Annotated in this window: 20 protein-coding genes and 2 pseudogenes; 21 read left to right on the top strand and 1 reads right to left on the bottom strand. The window is 39.3% G+C overall.

Going from position 1 to position 14,600, the window contains the following annotated elements:
* Nucleotides 1-7 precede the first annotated feature (7 nt).
* From ACHBIF_RS01565 to ACHBIF_RS01470, 20 genes and pseudogenes are all read left to right on the top strand, one after another.
* Nucleotides 8-325 (top strand): TIGR04197 family type VII secretion effector, encoded by a 318-nt coding sequence (locus tag ACHBIF_RS01565; protein ID WP_394718195.1) that lies wholly within the window; start codon nucleotides 8-10, stop codon nucleotides 323-325.
* The gene (locus ACHBIF_RS01560; RefSeq protein WP_394718193.1) at nucleotides 312-659 is read left to right on the top strand and encodes a DUF3958 family protein; all 348 of its coding nucleotides are present in this window, start codon (nucleotides 312-314) and stop codon (nucleotides 657-659) included. The genes ACHBIF_RS01565 and ACHBIF_RS01560 overlap by 14 nt, the downstream gene beginning before the upstream one ends.
* Nucleotides 649-2,163, top strand: a complete 1,515-nt coding sequence (locus ACHBIF_RS01555; RefSeq protein ID WP_394718191.1) for a hypothetical protein — start codon at nucleotides 649-651, stop codon at nucleotides 2,161-2,163. The genes ACHBIF_RS01560 and ACHBIF_RS01555 overlap by 11 nt, the downstream gene beginning before the upstream one ends.
* Complete coding sequence (locus tag ACHBIF_RS01550) at nucleotides 2,157-2,846, top strand: hypothetical protein (RefSeq protein ID WP_394718189.1); 690 nt, start codon at nucleotides 2,157-2,159, stop codon at nucleotides 2,844-2,846. Before ACHBIF_RS01555 ends, ACHBIF_RS01550 begins: the two co-directional genes overlap by 7 nt.
* Nucleotides 2,836-3,132, top strand: a complete 297-nt coding sequence (locus ACHBIF_RS01545; protein ID WP_394718187.1) for a DUF4176 domain-containing protein — start codon at nucleotides 2,836-2,838, stop codon at nucleotides 3,130-3,132. The genes ACHBIF_RS01550 and ACHBIF_RS01545 overlap by 11 nt, the downstream gene beginning before the upstream one ends.
* Before the next feature lie 129 nt (nucleotides 3,133-3,261).
* Nucleotides 3,262-4,464 carry a T7SS effector LXG polymorphic toxin gene (locus ACHBIF_RS01540; protein ID WP_394718185.1) on the top strand — a complete coding sequence of 401 codons (1,203 nt, stop codon included), beginning with the start codon at nucleotides 3,262-3,264 and terminating at the stop codon, nucleotides 4,462-4,464.
* A 62-nt stretch (nucleotides 4,465-4,526) separates the two neighbouring features.
* Nucleotides 4,527-5,174 carry a hypothetical protein gene (locus ACHBIF_RS01535; protein WP_394718183.1) on the top strand — a complete coding sequence of 216 codons (648 nt, stop codon included), beginning with the start codon at nucleotides 4,527-4,529 and terminating at the stop codon, nucleotides 5,172-5,174.
* Between the two features lies 1 nt (nucleotide 5,175).
* A complete protein-coding gene (locus tag ACHBIF_RS01530) occupies nucleotides 5,176-5,601 on the top strand; it encodes a hypothetical protein (RefSeq protein WP_172006839.1) in 426 nt (141 codons plus the stop codon).
* A gap of 389 nt (nucleotides 5,602-5,990) precedes the next feature.
* Nucleotides 5,991-6,986 carry a hypothetical protein gene (locus ACHBIF_RS01525; protein WP_394718409.1) on the top strand — a complete coding sequence of 332 codons (996 nt, stop codon included), beginning with the start codon at nucleotides 5,991-5,993 and terminating at the stop codon, nucleotides 6,984-6,986.
* Nucleotides 6,987-6,996: 10 nt separating this feature from the next.
* Nucleotides 6,997-7,611: a hypothetical protein gene (locus tag ACHBIF_RS01520; RefSeq protein ID WP_394718180.1), complete on the top strand. Its 615-nt coding sequence runs from the start codon at nucleotides 6,997-6,999 to the stop codon at nucleotides 7,609-7,611.
* Nucleotides 7,612-7,626: 15 nt separating this feature from the next.
* Entirely contained in the window at nucleotides 7,627-8,070 is a 444-nt protein-coding gene (locus ACHBIF_RS01515) for an NADAR family protein (protein ID WP_208563162.1), read from the top strand.
* A 229-nt stretch (nucleotides 8,071-8,299) separates the two neighbouring features.
* Complete coding sequence (locus ACHBIF_RS01510) at nucleotides 8,300-8,602, top strand: ADP-ribosyltransferase (RefSeq protein WP_394718407.1); 303 nt, start codon at nucleotides 8,300-8,302, stop codon at nucleotides 8,600-8,602.
* Nucleotides 8,530-8,770 (top strand): annotated as a pseudogene (locus tag ACHBIF_RS01505) (hypothetical protein); the annotation flags it as partial. The gene ACHBIF_RS01510 and the pseudogene ACHBIF_RS01505, both read left to right, overlap by 73 nt.
* Nucleotides 8,771-9,069: 299 nt before the next feature.
* On the top strand, nucleotides 9,070-9,417 hold the full coding sequence (locus tag ACHBIF_RS01500; RefSeq protein ID WP_394718178.1) for a hypothetical protein: 348 nt from the start codon (nucleotides 9,070-9,072) through the stop codon (nucleotides 9,415-9,417).
* A 27-nt stretch (nucleotides 9,418-9,444) separates the two neighbouring features.
* Nucleotides 9,445-10,125, top strand: a complete 681-nt coding sequence (locus ACHBIF_RS01495; RefSeq protein WP_394718176.1) for a hypothetical protein — start codon at nucleotides 9,445-9,447, stop codon at nucleotides 10,123-10,125.
* An 11-nt stretch (nucleotides 10,126-10,136) separates the two neighbouring features.
* The gene (locus ACHBIF_RS01490; RefSeq protein ID WP_394718174.1) at nucleotides 10,137-10,454 is read left to right on the top strand and encodes a TIGR04197 family type VII secretion effector; all 318 of its coding nucleotides are present in this window, start codon (nucleotides 10,137-10,139) and stop codon (nucleotides 10,452-10,454) included.
* Nucleotides 10,441-10,788 carry a DUF3958 family protein gene (locus ACHBIF_RS01485; RefSeq protein ID WP_394718172.1) on the top strand — a complete coding sequence of 116 codons (348 nt, stop codon included), beginning with the start codon at nucleotides 10,441-10,443 and terminating at the stop codon, nucleotides 10,786-10,788. Before ACHBIF_RS01490 ends, ACHBIF_RS01485 begins: the two co-directional genes overlap by 14 nt.
* Nucleotides 10,778-12,298 (top strand): hypothetical protein, encoded by a 1,521-nt coding sequence (locus ACHBIF_RS01480; RefSeq protein WP_394718170.1) that lies wholly within the window; start codon nucleotides 10,778-10,780, stop codon nucleotides 12,296-12,298. Before ACHBIF_RS01485 ends, ACHBIF_RS01480 begins: the two co-directional genes overlap by 11 nt.
* On the top strand, nucleotides 12,291-13,169 hold the full coding sequence (locus ACHBIF_RS01475; protein WP_394718168.1) for a hypothetical protein: 879 nt from the start codon (nucleotides 12,291-12,293) through the stop codon (nucleotides 13,167-13,169). Before ACHBIF_RS01480 ends, ACHBIF_RS01475 begins: the two co-directional genes overlap by 8 nt.
* Before the next feature lie 13 nt (nucleotides 13,170-13,182).
* Nucleotides 13,183-13,476, top strand: a complete 294-nt coding sequence (locus ACHBIF_RS01470; RefSeq protein ID WP_002943587.1) for a DUF4176 domain-containing protein — start codon at nucleotides 13,183-13,185, stop codon at nucleotides 13,474-13,476.
* A 229-nt stretch (nucleotides 13,477-13,705) separates the two neighbouring features.
* Here the strand turns inward: ACHBIF_RS01470 and ACHBIF_RS01465 are convergent.
* Nucleotides 13,706-14,053: pseudogene (locus ACHBIF_RS01465) on the bottom strand (S24 family peptidase); the annotation flags it as partial.
* 80 nt (nucleotides 14,054-14,133) lie between these two features.
* Here ACHBIF_RS01465 and ACHBIF_RS01460 point away from each other — a divergent pair.
* The gene (locus ACHBIF_RS01460; RefSeq protein WP_394718166.1) at nucleotides 14,134-14,463 is read left to right on the top strand and encodes a hypothetical protein; all 330 of its coding nucleotides are present in this window, start codon (nucleotides 14,134-14,136) and stop codon (nucleotides 14,461-14,463) included.
* The last annotated feature ends 137 nt before the right edge of the window (nucleotides 14,464-14,600 follow it).

Genomic DNA, 14,600 nt, shown 5'->3' with positions numbered 1-14,600 from the left:
GACACTTATGGTTTTATTACAAAATGATGTGACTACCGCTAGTGAGAGGGCGACCGCCTTAGCTAACGGTGTATCGTCTCTCTCAAGCAGCGGGACAGTTAGTAAAGATGAGCAAACCAAGCTGGGTGGTAATGACAAGGCTAAGAGTGTCATTGATGCTTCTTATGATGTTTCTAAGGCAGTTGCCCGAGCCATTGGACAGATGTCTCAGAATATCCGTAGTGTCTCTAGTGAATTTCAGGTCATGGATAAGCAGATTGGTGGCCAGTTACAAGAACTGAATCAAGTCAATCGAACGGGGTTTACGATTAATGGACCGAAATGAATTAATAGAAGCAGAACAGCAAGTGGCAGAACAACTCACTAAGACAGAGCGAGTATTAAAGGAACATCAAGAGAGTCAAGAAGAGTTCGCCCAACTCTCTAAAGAAGGTCAAAGGTTTTTTCAAGTTATCTTAGACCTTCTTCATGGGTCATCAGAACGTCACATTTTTCAAGGTCTCTATGATGAGCAAGTCTCGCTTGATAAGAAGGTCAAGTCAGATTTTGAACGTGAATATAATGATTTACAACATGACCACCGTCACTTGATAGCTCAGTCAGAGAGACTAGCAACAGAGAGACAGAAGTTAGATAAGGAGGAAATGAATGGGTGTTGAAATGTATTTGAGCCAATCGAACCAGCAGGCAAGTGCGGCATCGACTGTCTTATCCAATCGGATTAGTGCCTACGAGGATATCATATCAAGTCTTCGCTCCTTTATTAGCACATCGAACTTGCAGGGGCATACCTATCGTTCTGCCAAGGAGTATAGTAGTCAAATCTTGATTCCTTTATTAAAAGGTTGTATCCTTTTAGACGAGGCCATCAAAGAAGCTTGTACCAAGTTACCGATTGAGTACAGGAACCAGGTTGAATCGATTGACCTGCGTGAGGACGAATTAAGAGATAAAATTCAACGGGCTGGTCTTACAGCTAGCCGTTACGAATATTTAGCTTCCCTAGAGCGTCAAAAAGAGAAACCCAATTGGTCTCGTGCGGCTAATCTGTCATTGACAGCCAGTCGATATATGGAAATTGAGAGGCGGCTACAGGAGAAGTTAGAAAAGCTATTGGCTTTTAATAACTCATCGGTTCATCTTTTTTCTCCTATCCAACCCTTGTTGGATAGTGTTCAGCAAGGGTTGAAACAAGCGACCAGCTCGTGGAATCCAGCCACCAAGTCGTTTGAAGTTTCACGACCAGCTTTAGGTTGGGCCACTAAGCTTAACAATCAGTGGTATGATAAAGCGACTGCACGAGCCAAATCTCTTATTGCTAAGGTCAAGTCTGGTCAAGACTTGACAAGTGATGAGCTCAATGAATTGGGTGGATACTTAATGGGGAATCCTAAGTCTAAGATTTATGATAAGGGGATGAGGGCGTTTTATAGTTCAGTATCACCAAATTTTGATTGGGAAAATGAACACAAATTTTTCAAAAAAATTGGAAAAAATATTAATCCTCTAGCTGTGTCGATCAATGGTACTGAGTCAGGAATGGATTCTCAGGATATCTATAAGTTAAACAAGGAATTACAATCAATACATAGGAAATTTAAAAGTAACCCAACTAGTTTTTTTAGAGGAACAATTTTTTCAAAAGGTGGAGCACAAATCTCTGATTTAAAAATATTTGGAAAAAGCTTGTTTTCTAATGACACTGCTGTTGGCAAACTTTACAGTAAACTTCCGTCTTATAGCCATGGAACTATTGCAAGAGATTTAGGCATGATGAAAGAAAATAGAACTACATTTTCATCAATGACTAAAGTAGGTAAGTTTTTCAAAGTTGCTGGTTGGGTTGGAACAGCGGTTAATGTTTTCGCAGATTTCACTGAGTTGAAATCAAATGGTTACTCGAATGAGCAATCAACAGTTATTACTGCTAGAAAAACAGTAGTAAATTTGGCGTCTTCAGCTGCGGGGAGTTCTGTCGGAAAAATTGGTGGTGCAATGATTGGACAAGCTTTAATTCCCATACCAGGTGTAGGTGCTGCTATAGGTGCTGCAGTAGGTAGTATTGCAGGTGGTTTTATAGGTGGTTTTATAGGAAGTGCTATTAATAATCATCTTGATTCTGGAGTTAAGCCTCAAAAGAGAGGATGGAGTTTGCCGTGGTAAGATATATTCCTTGTACAAAATTAATTTTTCATGTTGACAATGGTTTGGGGAGCTCTTTAAAGGGTACAGGGCTAGCTGCTGAGTATGATGTCCTTAATAAAAAAGTTATTTGGAGAAAAATATCGAAAGATAAAATAAGGAATCAAGAATATCTTAGTAATTGGCTAATTTTGTTAAGTTCACTCATTCCACCTACATTTTTTGTTTTTATAATATTTTTTATCAGGATATTATCAAGGGATGTAAAGGGAGCGGATGTTTTAGGAGGATTTAAATATATTATCCCCATGATTCTTGGTTTCCTCATGTTCCTGTCTTTTGAATATCTAATGATACGCATCAGAAGTAAGTATGAAATATGTAGACCACCTAGTAGTAATGAACAACTTTTGTATTTTGAGGGAGTTGAGCAGATTGCTTTGAAGTTTAATGATGTATGGTCATCAAACAGGATACCGTACCTAGCGAATATTATTGTAAGTGTATTCGTGCTTGGTTTAGTGTTACCGATTATGTTTTGGCTATATTTTATACCCAGCTCTATGGGAGAATTTGGAATGAAGTTGATTATTTTGGGATTGATAATCTCTTTAATTCCAAATATTGGATGGAATTTAGTTTTAAAATCAATTGTACTATCAAAAATAAAACAAGATATTAAGGAGAAAATAGATGCAAGATAGAATTTTACCAATTGGCTCAGTTGTGACAATTAAAGATGGTAATTTACCACTATTGATAATTAGTAGAGCAGCCCTATTTGAAAATAATGGGGAATTAGGTTACTTTGATTACTCAGCTGTTATTTATCCTGAAGGGATGACTGAGGGAGATAAACTTGTTTTCTTTAATAAAGAGGATATAGAGTCGATTGTATATTTTGGATATGTAAATTCTGATGAACAAGTTTTTGCTGAAAATTATGATAGATTGGTTTTGGAGTCAGGATATAAAAAAATACGAAATTGACGGCAAATATGATTTTGCACATATTTGGAAACGGATATTGCTTTGATTTCACAAACAGGTCAGGAACTGGTTCACACAGATAATGTTCTTGGACATGCTTTGTTTTCAGGATTAAATTAGGAGTGGATGATGGGCTATAAAATCAAATTCGACGATATCACCTCTCTCCAGATAAGCACCCAGACAACCATTGGTTCATGGGGTGAGTCTGTTTCTAGTCTGAACACAGCTATGTCAGGTTTCATCAACGACCCCAACCTCCAAGGTCAAGCAGTTACGAGTATTCGGACTTATCTGAGCGAAGTTCACGGCACGTTCTTGCAGACATTAATCAATCTGATGAATGATTACTCCGCTAGTCTCTTGCTTTATAAGGATGGTTATTATAACATAGACAGCAATAACCATGCAGAGTTGCCAGAGAATACCTTTACGACGTTACAGTCTGACTTGAAGACGTCACGAGATCATCTGAAAAGTCAGATTGAATTATTAAATACCGCCAGGTCCAAAATATCTGATTTGGTATCTTACTCTGGAAGCAGTCACACCAAAACCATCCAGCATTATAACTTTATTATTAATGATATTAAGACCTTAGATGAGTCAATCAAGCAATATGAGAGTAACCATGCTAGTCATGATTTGTCAGCTTTTAAAGAGCTGCTTGCCTCAACCAAAGCGCTGTTGACGGAGTATAGTAATCGCCCAAGGGTAGTAGCAACCTATCAATCCGGAGATATTGGTCGTTTAACTAACATTGAGCGTTTTGCGATAGCTTATGAGGCTGTGGCAAATCACCTTACCAATAACGCGGAGCGCTTACAAGCTGCCCAAGAACGAGATCAAGCACGATTTGAAGCCTTGGTAGCGGAAGAGCGAACCAAACAGGGCTGGATAGACTTGGCTTTAGGTGCAGTTACTATTGCAGTAGGTCTTGCGGCTATTGTAGCAACAGCAGGCGCTGCGACCCCTTTGGTTGTAGGTGCAGGCGTTGTAGCAGGAACAGGCACTGTCGCCTATGGTGCTTCCAATGTGGCAGAAGCAGGACAAGATATTTACCTAGGCTACAAAGGTGATGGTAAAACCTTAGCCATCAACCCCATCCGAGACACCCTCTTCATGGGAAATGACAAACTATACCATCAAGTAGGAGGGCTCTTTACAACCACCAGTGCCGTGATGATCCCCATCGGACAAACACAGAGTGTGACTAAAGGCCTCGCTGAGTTTGCGATAGGTGAAGTAGGCGGTTTTGTCGGAGGTCAGGCAGGCTATCACGGAACAAAACTGCTTGGAGGTAGTGAAGCTGATGCACAGCGTGCAACTTAGTCGGAAGTATCTTAGGAGGCTATGCGGCATCGTCTGCGGCAAGTAAGTTTAGTTTGAATGATGTGGGTAAAACTAAGGTCACTTCATTTATGGATGAGATGAGTCCTGAAGATGCACGAAGGTATGAGCAGTGGAACAAGTATGTTGAGGCAGGGATTAGTCCTGAGAATCGGGTTCGTGTATTGGAGATTTCGGAAAAGGCACCGAAAGTGGAGTATCAGGCTGGAATTTCTCCTGATGATATCTTAGCTATGCCGAAGATAGGCCGACCAAGTCCAGAAGAAGTGTATAAGCCAAGCTATATTGATGCTCACAGGCAACAATTTGATAATGGAGCAATTAAATTTCAGAAATTTACGCCTGAAGAAGGTGGTTTCAACAATGGTGCTATCGGAAATCCTGATGACCATGTCGCCTTTGTCATGCCTAAAGAAGCAGGACAAACCCTGCTGGAAGTGAGTAAGGGAGACCCAAGGGTTCTTGAAGATTTATTGGGGTTACACCCAGGTGATTTAGGTAATTCCCCAGTAGTGATTGAAATTCCACCAGAATCTTTACATAATGTTCGGATTCCAAGTGGAGTTGAGGAATCTGCATTTGATGGATATTGGAAACCAGGTGGACGTACGTATCCTGGCGACATGCCAGAAGCAGTTGTGGATGAAATACCTTGGGGTTATTATACATACAGACAGTTAGGAGGAAATTAATATGGGAATTACGGACATCACATGGGAAGAGTATGAGAGTTTTACAGAGGTTGAGACAGCAGATAAACTTTATATTCGAGAACATAATGGTCATTTTTACACTTTTTTTGAACTTGGTATTGCTTCAGTCCGTCGGATTTTTGAAATTGAACGTGCGGATTTTGAAGTGTATCTAGCTGGAAAATGTTCAGGAAAAGCTCTTAGATATAAAGTACAAAACGATAGTTGGCCACCTACAGAAGAAGAAAAAAAATTAGCTAAAAAAGAATTTTTAAGGAAGCATCCTTCTTCTTTAATTATTATCCCTAAAAATCGAGAGCTTTTCACTCAAAAAGAACTTGAAGAGCTCATTCCAATTGCTGAAAAGCTATGGATTGATGATGTGGGTCGGCTACCAGAAGGCTATGTTTCTCCCTTTAAAAAGTAATAATATCACTCATAGTCTGAAGGCTATGAAGAAGCAGTCACATCAAAACCATCCAGCATTATAACTTTATTATTAATGATATTAAGACCTTAGATGAGTCAATCAAGCAATGTGAGAGTAACCATGCTAGTCATGATTTGTCAGCGTTTAAAGAGCTGCTTGCCTCAACCAAAGCGCTCTTGACGGAGTATAGTAATCGCCCAAGGGTAGTATCAACCTATCAATCAGGAGATATTGGTCGTTTAACTAACATTGAGCGTTTTGCGACAGCTTATGAGGCTGTGGGAAATCATCTTACCAATAACGCGGAGCGCTTACAAGCTGCCCAAGAACGAGATCAAGCACGATTTGAAGCTCTGTCAGCGGAAGAGAGAAGTAAGCAGGGTTGGATAGACTTGGCTTTAGGTGCAGTCACTATTGCAGTAGGTCTTGCGGCTATTGTAGCAACAGCAGGTGCTGCGACCCCTTTGGTTGTAGGTGCAGGCATTGTGGCAGGAACAGGCACTGTCGCCTATGGTGCTTCCAATGTGGCAGAAGCAGGACAAGATATTTACCTAGGCTATAAAGGGGATGGTAAAACCTTAGCCATCAACCCCATCCGAGATACCCTCTTCATGGGAAATGACAAACTATACCATCAAGTAGGAGGGCTCTTTACAACCACCAGTGCCGTGATGATCCCCATCGGACAAACACAGAGTGTCACAAAAGGACTAGCTGAGTTTGCGATAGGTGAGGTAGGCGGTTTTGTCGGAGGGCAAGCAGGCAATCACGGAACAAAACTACTTGGAGGAAGCGAAGCTGATGCCGAGCGTGCAACTTTTGTAGGCAGTATTTTAGGTGGCTTTGCGGCATCGTCTGCGGCGAGCAAGTTTAGTTTGAATAGGCCAAGTAAGGAAGTACCTAAAGTGGTTTCTCGCTCCGATAATAATTTTTATTCTCAAAGTAATCATAAAGGGGCACCTAAATCTTATATTGACGCAGATGGTAATCTTGTGCCAGCTAATCCAAATGGTTCTGGTAGTGCTGTAAGTCACGTTAGAGGTGGAAATTCATCTAAATCTCCGTATATTTCTACTACAGACTTAACTGTTTCTAACAGTCCTAAACATTATGGTAATCAAGCTATATCTATAAAAACACGTAAATTACAAATAGATATTGATGCAGAACGTATAAGAGATGTTGAAATTATTACACACGATGAATTAGTGAGTCAATTTACTAACAAGGTTCAGCAAGTCCAGATAAGGTATACGAATAATCCAACTCCTAAAAATTTGAGGGCTCTAAATAGGGCGAATTCAGATTTACAGAATATTATTCGGGATGGTGAAGTATTGATTAAAGGGATAGTTCCTAAAAAATACATAAATTATAAGTAAAAGGATAAATATGAACAAAGAATATATTGATAAATTATTATATGATATACCGGAAGGGGCAGATTATGCTATAGATGCTTCTGAACTAGAACAAGAGGATATCTCATCTACTAGAGTAAGACAATTGGAGGAGTTATTGCAACAAGGAGAGTATGTCTTTGAAATCTCTATGTTATTAACTGCTTGGGGATACGATAGTGGTTTCAATTGCTTAACAGAACTTTTTGATAAAGGTTTACTCAGAGGTTTTATAGTCAATAGATTATATGGATATGATGAAACCTATAAACATATCTTGGATAACTTGATATTATTTTGGATAAATAAGGGCGCAGGAGAGGATAAAGAGATAGAAGTCAAAGTTAATCTATATATAAAAAAAATTATTCAGGATTCATTCCTAGAGATGTATGATTTAGATCCTTTGATTACATTTTTACAACTTTCTAGTACACGTCAAGAGCTTATAGAATTGATAAAACAAAATCTCGAAAAAATAACTTTGGAGCAAGAGAATTTCTTATGGAGAATAAAAAGTGATTTGAAGATAATAAACATTTATGATAAAGATTTTGTAGACAATTTTATAAATAAATATTCTTTAGACCGAGATGATGTCTTATAATTTGTTAAAATAAGTATGGAAAATATTAAATTTTATAAAATCAATGAACCTTTTGGTGAATTTTCAAATTTTTCTCCCTATGGATTTTTTGATGACTCTGGTCTATATTGGCCGACAAGTGAGCATTATTTTCAAGCTCAAAAATTTGAGTCTAAAGAGCTTAGTGAAAAAATTAGATTACTTTCCAATCCAATGGATGCAGCTATTGAGGGACGAAATAGAATGAATCCACTTAAGGAAGATTGGGAGCAGATTAAGCAAGATGTAATGTTTTATGCTGTTGAACAAAAGTTTAATCAAAACACTATATTGAAAGAATTATTACTGTCAACAGATCATCTTGAAATTATTGAACATACTATAAATGATGGCTATTGGGGAGACGGTGGTGATGGTTCAGGAAAAAACATGTTAGGCAAAATTTTAATGGAAGTTCGAGATAAACTTCGTATGGATTAGACTAGTATTTTTTAAAATTAACTCCTTTGAAATTGGTTAGCTATAAAGTGATGACTTTGATTCAGTAGTTGAAGCTATAACGCGGAACTTTTCAGAATTTTTGAATATATTTAGGTACATCAATAATTACCTAAGAGGCATAAGCGATGATTTAGGCCCCGTTTCAGATGCAACAATCGATCAAAGTGGAACAGATGCTACACCATTTAAGAAAATATTGACTAAGCAAATGGATGGAAGTATTGACTGGCAATCTTTAAAGGGACAAATTTACTCAGATCAGGCATTTATAAGCACCTCGATTGAAAAATCGGCTTCTTTTGCTTCACACGGTGGTAATAATGTACTTTGGGAGATTACGGCACCAAAAGGAGCCAAAGGGGTGATGTTAAATCAAATAAGTCAATATCCGAGTGAGCTTGAATTACTACTAAATTCAAATTCTAAATTTGTGATTAGCGAACTGCTAGAGAAGTTGATTTTAAGGCTGAAAATGATCGCTGGCCACCAACGGAAGAACAAAAAAAGCTAGTGAAAAAAATTCGTGGAAAAAGGACTGCCCCCTTTGATAGCTAATCCAAAGAGTAGAGAGTTATTTTCTCAAGAGGAACTTGAAAAGCTTATCCCGCTTGCAGAACAAAAATGGATTGATTGGAAAGGCAAGCTGCCAGATAATTATGTTTCTCCCTTTAAAAAGTAATAATATCACTCATAGTCTGAGGGCTATGAAGAAGCAGTCACACCAAAACCATCCAGCATTATAACTTTATTGGGTCCAGGAAATTTAGAGAAGTGTGGGTTTAATATTATGAAGCGGATTACTTTGTCTTGGATGAGACGGAGAAAATTCTCAAGTCCATGCGTCACCTCAAGCAAATGGTTAAGGAGCATAAGACGGCCTTGCCTTAGCTTAAGGCCACCAATATTCGCCAGTAAAACCAGTAGTCTGAAGCCAGTTGCCCAACCCTCTTTGTCATGATTGATGGGTTTGATAGTGTTATGGATGCCCCATTTGCGGATGCCTTCTACGATGTGCTCAACGTTATCGCTCGTGACGGGGCGTCACTTGGCATTTATCTGGTGACGGCCTTATCTCGCCTCCATGCCATGCGACTTCAGCTCCAGTCCAACTTTAAGACTAAGATTTCCCTCTTCTTATTTGATAATAGTGACCTGTCAGGTGTTGTCGGGCGGTCCAACATTCCTTTGGATGAAATCAAAGGCCGAGCTATTACTAAACTTGATGAGATTATCCAGTTCCAGGTGACCTTGCCTTACACCAGCGAAGCCTATGCGGATTACATCATCGAAGTGGGTAATGAGGTTGAAGCCATGAGGACAGCCTAAACAGGAGAGTTACCAAGTGGTATCCCGATGTTGCCTGAGAAGGTCAAGCCTGAAAGCATTGACCTGTCAGCCAAGGATTTTATCTTTGGTTTGGATAGGGAGTGGGTTCAGCCAGCAGGATTTAGCTTTGAGAAGTCAGTCTTGATGGCCGCAGAAGGCCCATCCTTCATCAACACTTATTACAAGATTCTTGATTTCCAACTGAAGCGGTTGTCTAACCGTTACAACACGGTTATTTTGGATAACAATGGAAAGGTTCCTAATCAGTTGTTTGAGGGGTTCAATCGCTTTAGTAGCACGACAGAAGTCAGCGATGTTTTACAGACCATTGTTACTGACTTGAAGGAAAGGGTTGCTAAGCCACAGGAGAGCTATCAAAACTGGTTAGTTCTTATCCTAGATATCGCTTCAACAGGGATGAGTACAGGATTGAGCGAGGCTGACCTGAAACTGCTCTTGGTTGAGGGACCTAAGTACGGTGTTACGCCATTGTTTGTGGGTGGCTACCAAGATTTGATTAACAATAGTTATGACAGTTTCGTCAAACTCATGCTTCAGCTGGTTGACCAAGTTTTTTTGGGGATTCGCATCAGCGACCAGAACCACACTCGCTACCCTTACATTAACAATGAGCCAGCACTCAAGCCGAATCAGGGTTACATGCTTTACCCAGAGGGGTATGAGTTTGTGCAGTTGATGGAACTTTAGAAAGGACTATTATGGTTGTATTACAAAATGATGTGACCACAGCTAATGAGCGGGCGACCGCCTTAGCAAATGGGATATCGTCCCTATCAAGTAGCGGGACGGTTAGTAAAGATGAGCAAACCAAACTAGGTGGTAATGACAAGGCTAGGAGTGTCCTTGATGCCTCTTACGATGTTTCTAAGGCAATTATCCAGACGATCCAGCAGATGTTCCAGAATATTCGTAGTGTTTCTAGTGAATTTGAGGATATGGATAAGCAGATTGGTAGCCAATTACGAGAGTTAAAGCAAGTTAATAGTACGGGATTTACGATCAATGGACCGAAATGATTTAATAGCCACAGAAAAACGATTGGCTGAGCGACTGACACAGGTTCAGGAATACCTGAAAGCTATTCAGGAGAGGCAAGAAACCTTGTCTCAACTGTCCAAGGAAGGTCAGCGGTTCTTTCAGGACACCTTAAGCCTTCTTCGCGGTTCATCAGATTACTCTATTTTTCAAGGGCTCTATGATGAGCAAGTATCACTTGATAAAAAGGTCAAGTCAGGTTATGAACGTGAATTCGATGATTTACAGCAGGAGCACCGTCGCTTATCGGCTCAGTCAGAAGAACTAGCAACAGAGAGGCGAAAATTAGAACAGGAGGAAACGAATGGGCGTTGAAATGTATTTAGGTCAATCAGACTACCAAGCAGGTACAGCATCAAGCGTCTTATCTAATCGGATAAGTGCCTACAAGTCTATTCAAACCAGTTTACAGTCCTTAATTAATACAGGGAATCTTCAGGGCTTGACCTATCAGTCCGCTAAAAATTATAGCAGTCAAATACTTATCCCTTTAATTCAGGGCTGTATTCTACTGGATGAGGCGGTTAAGGAAGCTTGTGCTAAGCTTCCTAGAGAATATCGAAGTCAAGTTGACTCGATAGATCTTAGAGAAGATGAATTGCGTGAGAAAATCCGCCAAGCAGGGATGATGGCTAGTCGTTACGAGTATTTATCATCTTTAGAACGTCAAAAAGATAAACCAAATTGGTCTCGGGAGTCGGATTTGTCTTTGACTGCTAGGCGTTATATGGAGGTTGAACGACGCTTGCAAGAGAAGTTGCAAAAGCTGTTAGCTTTTAATAGCCAATCAGCACAATATTTTGCTTCTGCTGAACCTCTATTAGCCTCGGTTCAACAAGGGCTTAATCAATGTAGGACCTCGTGGGATGCTAGAACTCAGAGTTTTATAATACCAGACAAGAAAGCACTTTCTTGGGTTAAAGATATAAATAATAAGTGGAAGAAACGAGTAGATATTGTCGACATTGGAATTGACTACTTAATAAAACCTGATTTTATTTCCAAAGGTGCAGGTGCAATTCATCCATATGCTAAGACAACCTACCTTATGGGAAAAAGCTTTATGTCGGCTATTTCCAAGGATTATAAAAAATCTGGCTTTATGAAATACGGTAAGTTGGGGAAAAAAGCCAACGAGAATTTACAGACTGCATGGCGTAGTGTGAAAAAGCTTGCAAACGAGAAAAATTGGAAGTGGTATGCTAAACTAGGTTCGAAGTGGAAAAAGGGAAGCTTCAATCAGTTTTTGAGTACATTCCATCATTCCATCACTTCAAAGGCTGCAAACTTTAAAGTATTTGGTAAATATCCTGTAAAAAATATTAATTCCGTGCTTGGAAAAATGACAGATCCAATAAAAACCTATGGAAAAAAATTAATCGAGACAGTAAGTAAGTCTAAAATAGGAAGTAAACTTAAATTCGTAGGTAAGGCTGCAAAAGTACTGGGTTGGGTTGCTGTTGGGGTTGATGTCACTGTCACTAGTGTCAGAGAATTTAATAATAAGGACAGTCGAGCCTACGGTAGCGTAGGAAAGTCTTTAATTCATGCAGGTGTTGCACAACTGAAGAGCGCAGGACCGATTGAAGGGGCTCTGATAGGTGCTAAAGCTGGACCCTGGGGCGCTCTTGCCGGTTTTGCGGCAGGCACTATAAATACTGTTTGGGGTATTGTGTCACCAGATACAAAAAATGCGTTTTACTCTGGAGTACAGAATGTACTAGACGATGGATACGATTTCATTGCGGATGGTGTCGGGAAAGCGGTTAAAGGTACATGGAATTCTGTGACTAGTTGGTTTGGTGGAGGAGCTAAATATGCGTAAAGAGAGGTTACTATCGGCAACCTTTGAGCAATCAAAAAAGGTTGTTAGTAAGAAGATACTAACAGAAGAAGGTGCACAGGTTGGCGTATTATCTTCTATGAAGCTATCTCAAAGGTTTTCTGGGCTAGTCATTTTATTACTTTTTATTATGTCATATGGAGTAGGAGTATATCTACCAGACAGTCTCTTAACCTCAACAGAGAAAATTAGATACATATCAACCTCTACTGCCCAATCAATTGTCACTATTGGAACAATCTTTAGAATCCCGCTATTGGCACTGATGTATTGCTCAATAGTAATGGTTATCATAAATGTTTTTCCCAAAAAAAATTATGCACATCAATTGCTTTATGGAACCATTACTCTTCTTGTTTTTTTTATCACAGTATTTTTGATGCTGTTTCCCTTTACAATCGGTCTCACAGTAGGTGCCTTTGGATGGATTGGTTTTTTACTTCAACTGTTAGTATGTGTATATCTGTGGAAGACTCTAGTAATCTCAAATGTAGAACAGCTTAAAAAACAACTTTATAAGGGGGAACCAGCTAATAAAGACTGGGGAGAGAGCCTAATGGCATTTATCAAGAAGTATGGAGGTGTTCTATTACTTCTAGCTATTGTCAATCGTTGGACCTTCAATTTTGGGGAAGCGATCAAAACGCAACCAGACATTTTCAGTTTCTTGTATGGTTGGGCTTTCTTATTAGTTGCGGCTCTCATGATTTTTACTACGGGCATGACCCTGAAAAATTTTGTAGCTGCATTTTACTTTTTCAAGTACCAAAAAGAATATCGCCAGTTCTTTAAAGTCTCAAACGAGCAATGGTATGGTAAATGGCGTGCAAAAAAGATGAATAAAAATAAATAATAGGAGTAAAATAATGACTAAAGAATTATTACCATTAGGAAGTGTGATTTACTTAGAGGAAGCAACAACAAAGTTGATGATTGTAGGAAGAGGTCCTATTTTTGAATCAGATGGGGAGAATGTGTATAGTGATTATGTAGGAGTAATTTATCCAGAAGGGATCAATCCAGAAGATGCCATTTTCTTCAACCACGAAAATATTGAAAAGGTTGTATTTGAAGGCTATAAAGATGATGAAGAAAAACGCTTTATGGAAGTGTATGAAAGTTGGGAATCTGAGTTAGAAGTTAAGAAAGTAATAATGTAGGCAAAAGTACTAAAGTTAAATATTCTTATGATCAATCTTAATTCTGACAAATTGACACCATAATCTATCTTTCTTCAGTGGTATGAAGAGGTTAAGGCGAAAGTAGAAGGGAGCAAATAATTTTTAGCCTGACATTTTTAGAGAGATGGATACTCACAGCTTTGTTGAGTAAAAATTAATTTTCTATACTGAAAAGCACTTGAAGAAACTAATACTTCAAGTGCTTTTATTATTCAATAGGCATAAAGTTTTCAACTATCTTACCAACAATCCTTGGCTCATCTTTCGCTGGGGCGAATTTGTCTGGGTACTATCTATTGATGGAGACGAGGCGGAAGCCATTATTCTCAAGATAAACTTTCTTTATGTAGAGTTGTTCATTCCATGCTACCGCATAAACTGCCCCGTCATAGTCGAATCCTCCTTCACGGATTAAGGCAACTTCTCCATCTTGGTAGACAGGTTCCATTGAATGACTTGTGATCCAAGTCGCCACATCGTAGAGGTAGTCCTTGTCGGTAAAAACTTCCCAGGACTCATACTCATCGTAGAAGCTGGAACCGTGTCCTGCTGAGAGGACGATATTATCAAGACCTTGTACACTGAAGAGTGGCACAACTTTATGTTGACTTTGTTGAGCTGTTTGTAGAAGGTCAGGTGTGGCAATGTAACAACGGCTATCGCATTAAGGGGGTGGAAGGGTGTAACAGTAGACATTTGGATGAGGCGACACTTGAGCAGATTTTCATAACGGCGTTAGAGCTATTAAGCAAGAACATTGATTTGCTTGATGGCAAGTGGGAGAAAATCTTGGCAGAGAATCGACTGCTTGATAAACAATACAGTATGGCATTGAGTGACCTGCTTAAGCAGGAGCAGATAGACTTCAATTACTCTGACATGTGCCGAGTGCTAGACCCTATCAGTATAGGGCTTGCAGGAGATATAACCGTTCGCTTCCTGGAAGGCACTGAGGTAGATTTATAACATAGTAGAAAGGCTGTAACGATAATGGGAAACCATTGTGGTTACAGCTTTTTTTGCGTTTTTGTGGTATAATTTAGTTCGTGAAAGAATATCGTTTGTTGCATAAAAAATAGCAATAATTTATAAGGAAGTAATAA

It is taken from the genome of Streptococcus sp. A11 (assembly GCF_043674225.1).
Taxonomy (GTDB): Bacteria; Bacillota; Bacilli; order Lactobacillales; family Streptococcaceae; genus Streptococcus; species Streptococcus suis_V.
This window is presented reverse-complemented; position numbering and strand designations above follow the sequence as displayed.

Coding starts and splice junctions, on each gene's coding strand:
- ACHBIF_RS01565 (WP_394718195.1), top strand. CDS start 8: ATGGTTTTATTACAAAATGATGTGACTACCGCTAGTGAGAGGGCGACC.
- ACHBIF_RS01560 (WP_394718193.1), top strand. CDS start 312: ATGGACCGAAATGAATTAATAGAAGCAGAACAGCAAGTGGCAGAACAA.
- ACHBIF_RS01555 (WP_394718191.1), top strand. CDS start 649: ATGGGTGTTGAAATGTATTTGAGCCAATCGAACCAGCAGGCAAGTGCG.
- ACHBIF_RS01545 (WP_394718187.1), top strand. CDS start 2,836: ATGCAAGATAGAATTTTACCAATTGGCTCAGTTGTGACAATTAAAGAT.
- ACHBIF_RS01540 (WP_394718185.1), top strand. CDS start 3,262: ATGGGCTATAAAATCAAATTCGACGATATCACCTCTCTCCAGATAAGC.
- ACHBIF_RS01530 (WP_172006839.1), top strand. CDS start 5,176: ATGGGAATTACGGACATCACATGGGAAGAGTATGAGAGTTTTACAGAG.
- ACHBIF_RS01520 (WP_394718180.1), top strand. CDS start 6,997: ATGAACAAAGAATATATTGATAAATTATTATATGATATACCGGAAGGG.
- ACHBIF_RS01515 (WP_208563162.1), top strand. CDS start 7,627: ATGGAAAATATTAAATTTTATAAAATCAATGAACCTTTTGGTGAATTT.
- ACHBIF_RS01510 (WP_394718407.1), top strand. CDS start 8,300: ATGGATGGAAGTATTGACTGGCAATCTTTAAAGGGACAAATTTACTCA.
- ACHBIF_RS01500 (WP_394718178.1), top strand. CDS start 9,070: ATGGATGCCCCATTTGCGGATGCCTTCTACGATGTGCTCAACGTTATC.
- ACHBIF_RS01495 (WP_394718176.1), top strand. CDS start 9,445: ATGTTGCCTGAGAAGGTCAAGCCTGAAAGCATTGACCTGTCAGCCAAG.
- ACHBIF_RS01490 (WP_394718174.1), top strand. CDS start 10,137: ATGGTTGTATTACAAAATGATGTGACCACAGCTAATGAGCGGGCGACC.
- ACHBIF_RS01485 (WP_394718172.1), top strand. CDS start 10,441: ATGGACCGAAATGATTTAATAGCCACAGAAAAACGATTGGCTGAGCGA.
- ACHBIF_RS01480 (WP_394718170.1), top strand. CDS start 10,778: ATGGGCGTTGAAATGTATTTAGGTCAATCAGACTACCAAGCAGGTACA.
- ACHBIF_RS01475 (WP_394718168.1), top strand. CDS start 12,291: ATGCGTAAAGAGAGGTTACTATCGGCAACCTTTGAGCAATCAAAAAAG.
- ACHBIF_RS01470 (WP_002943587.1), top strand. CDS start 13,183: ATGACTAAAGAATTATTACCATTAGGAAGTGTGATTTACTTAGAGGAA.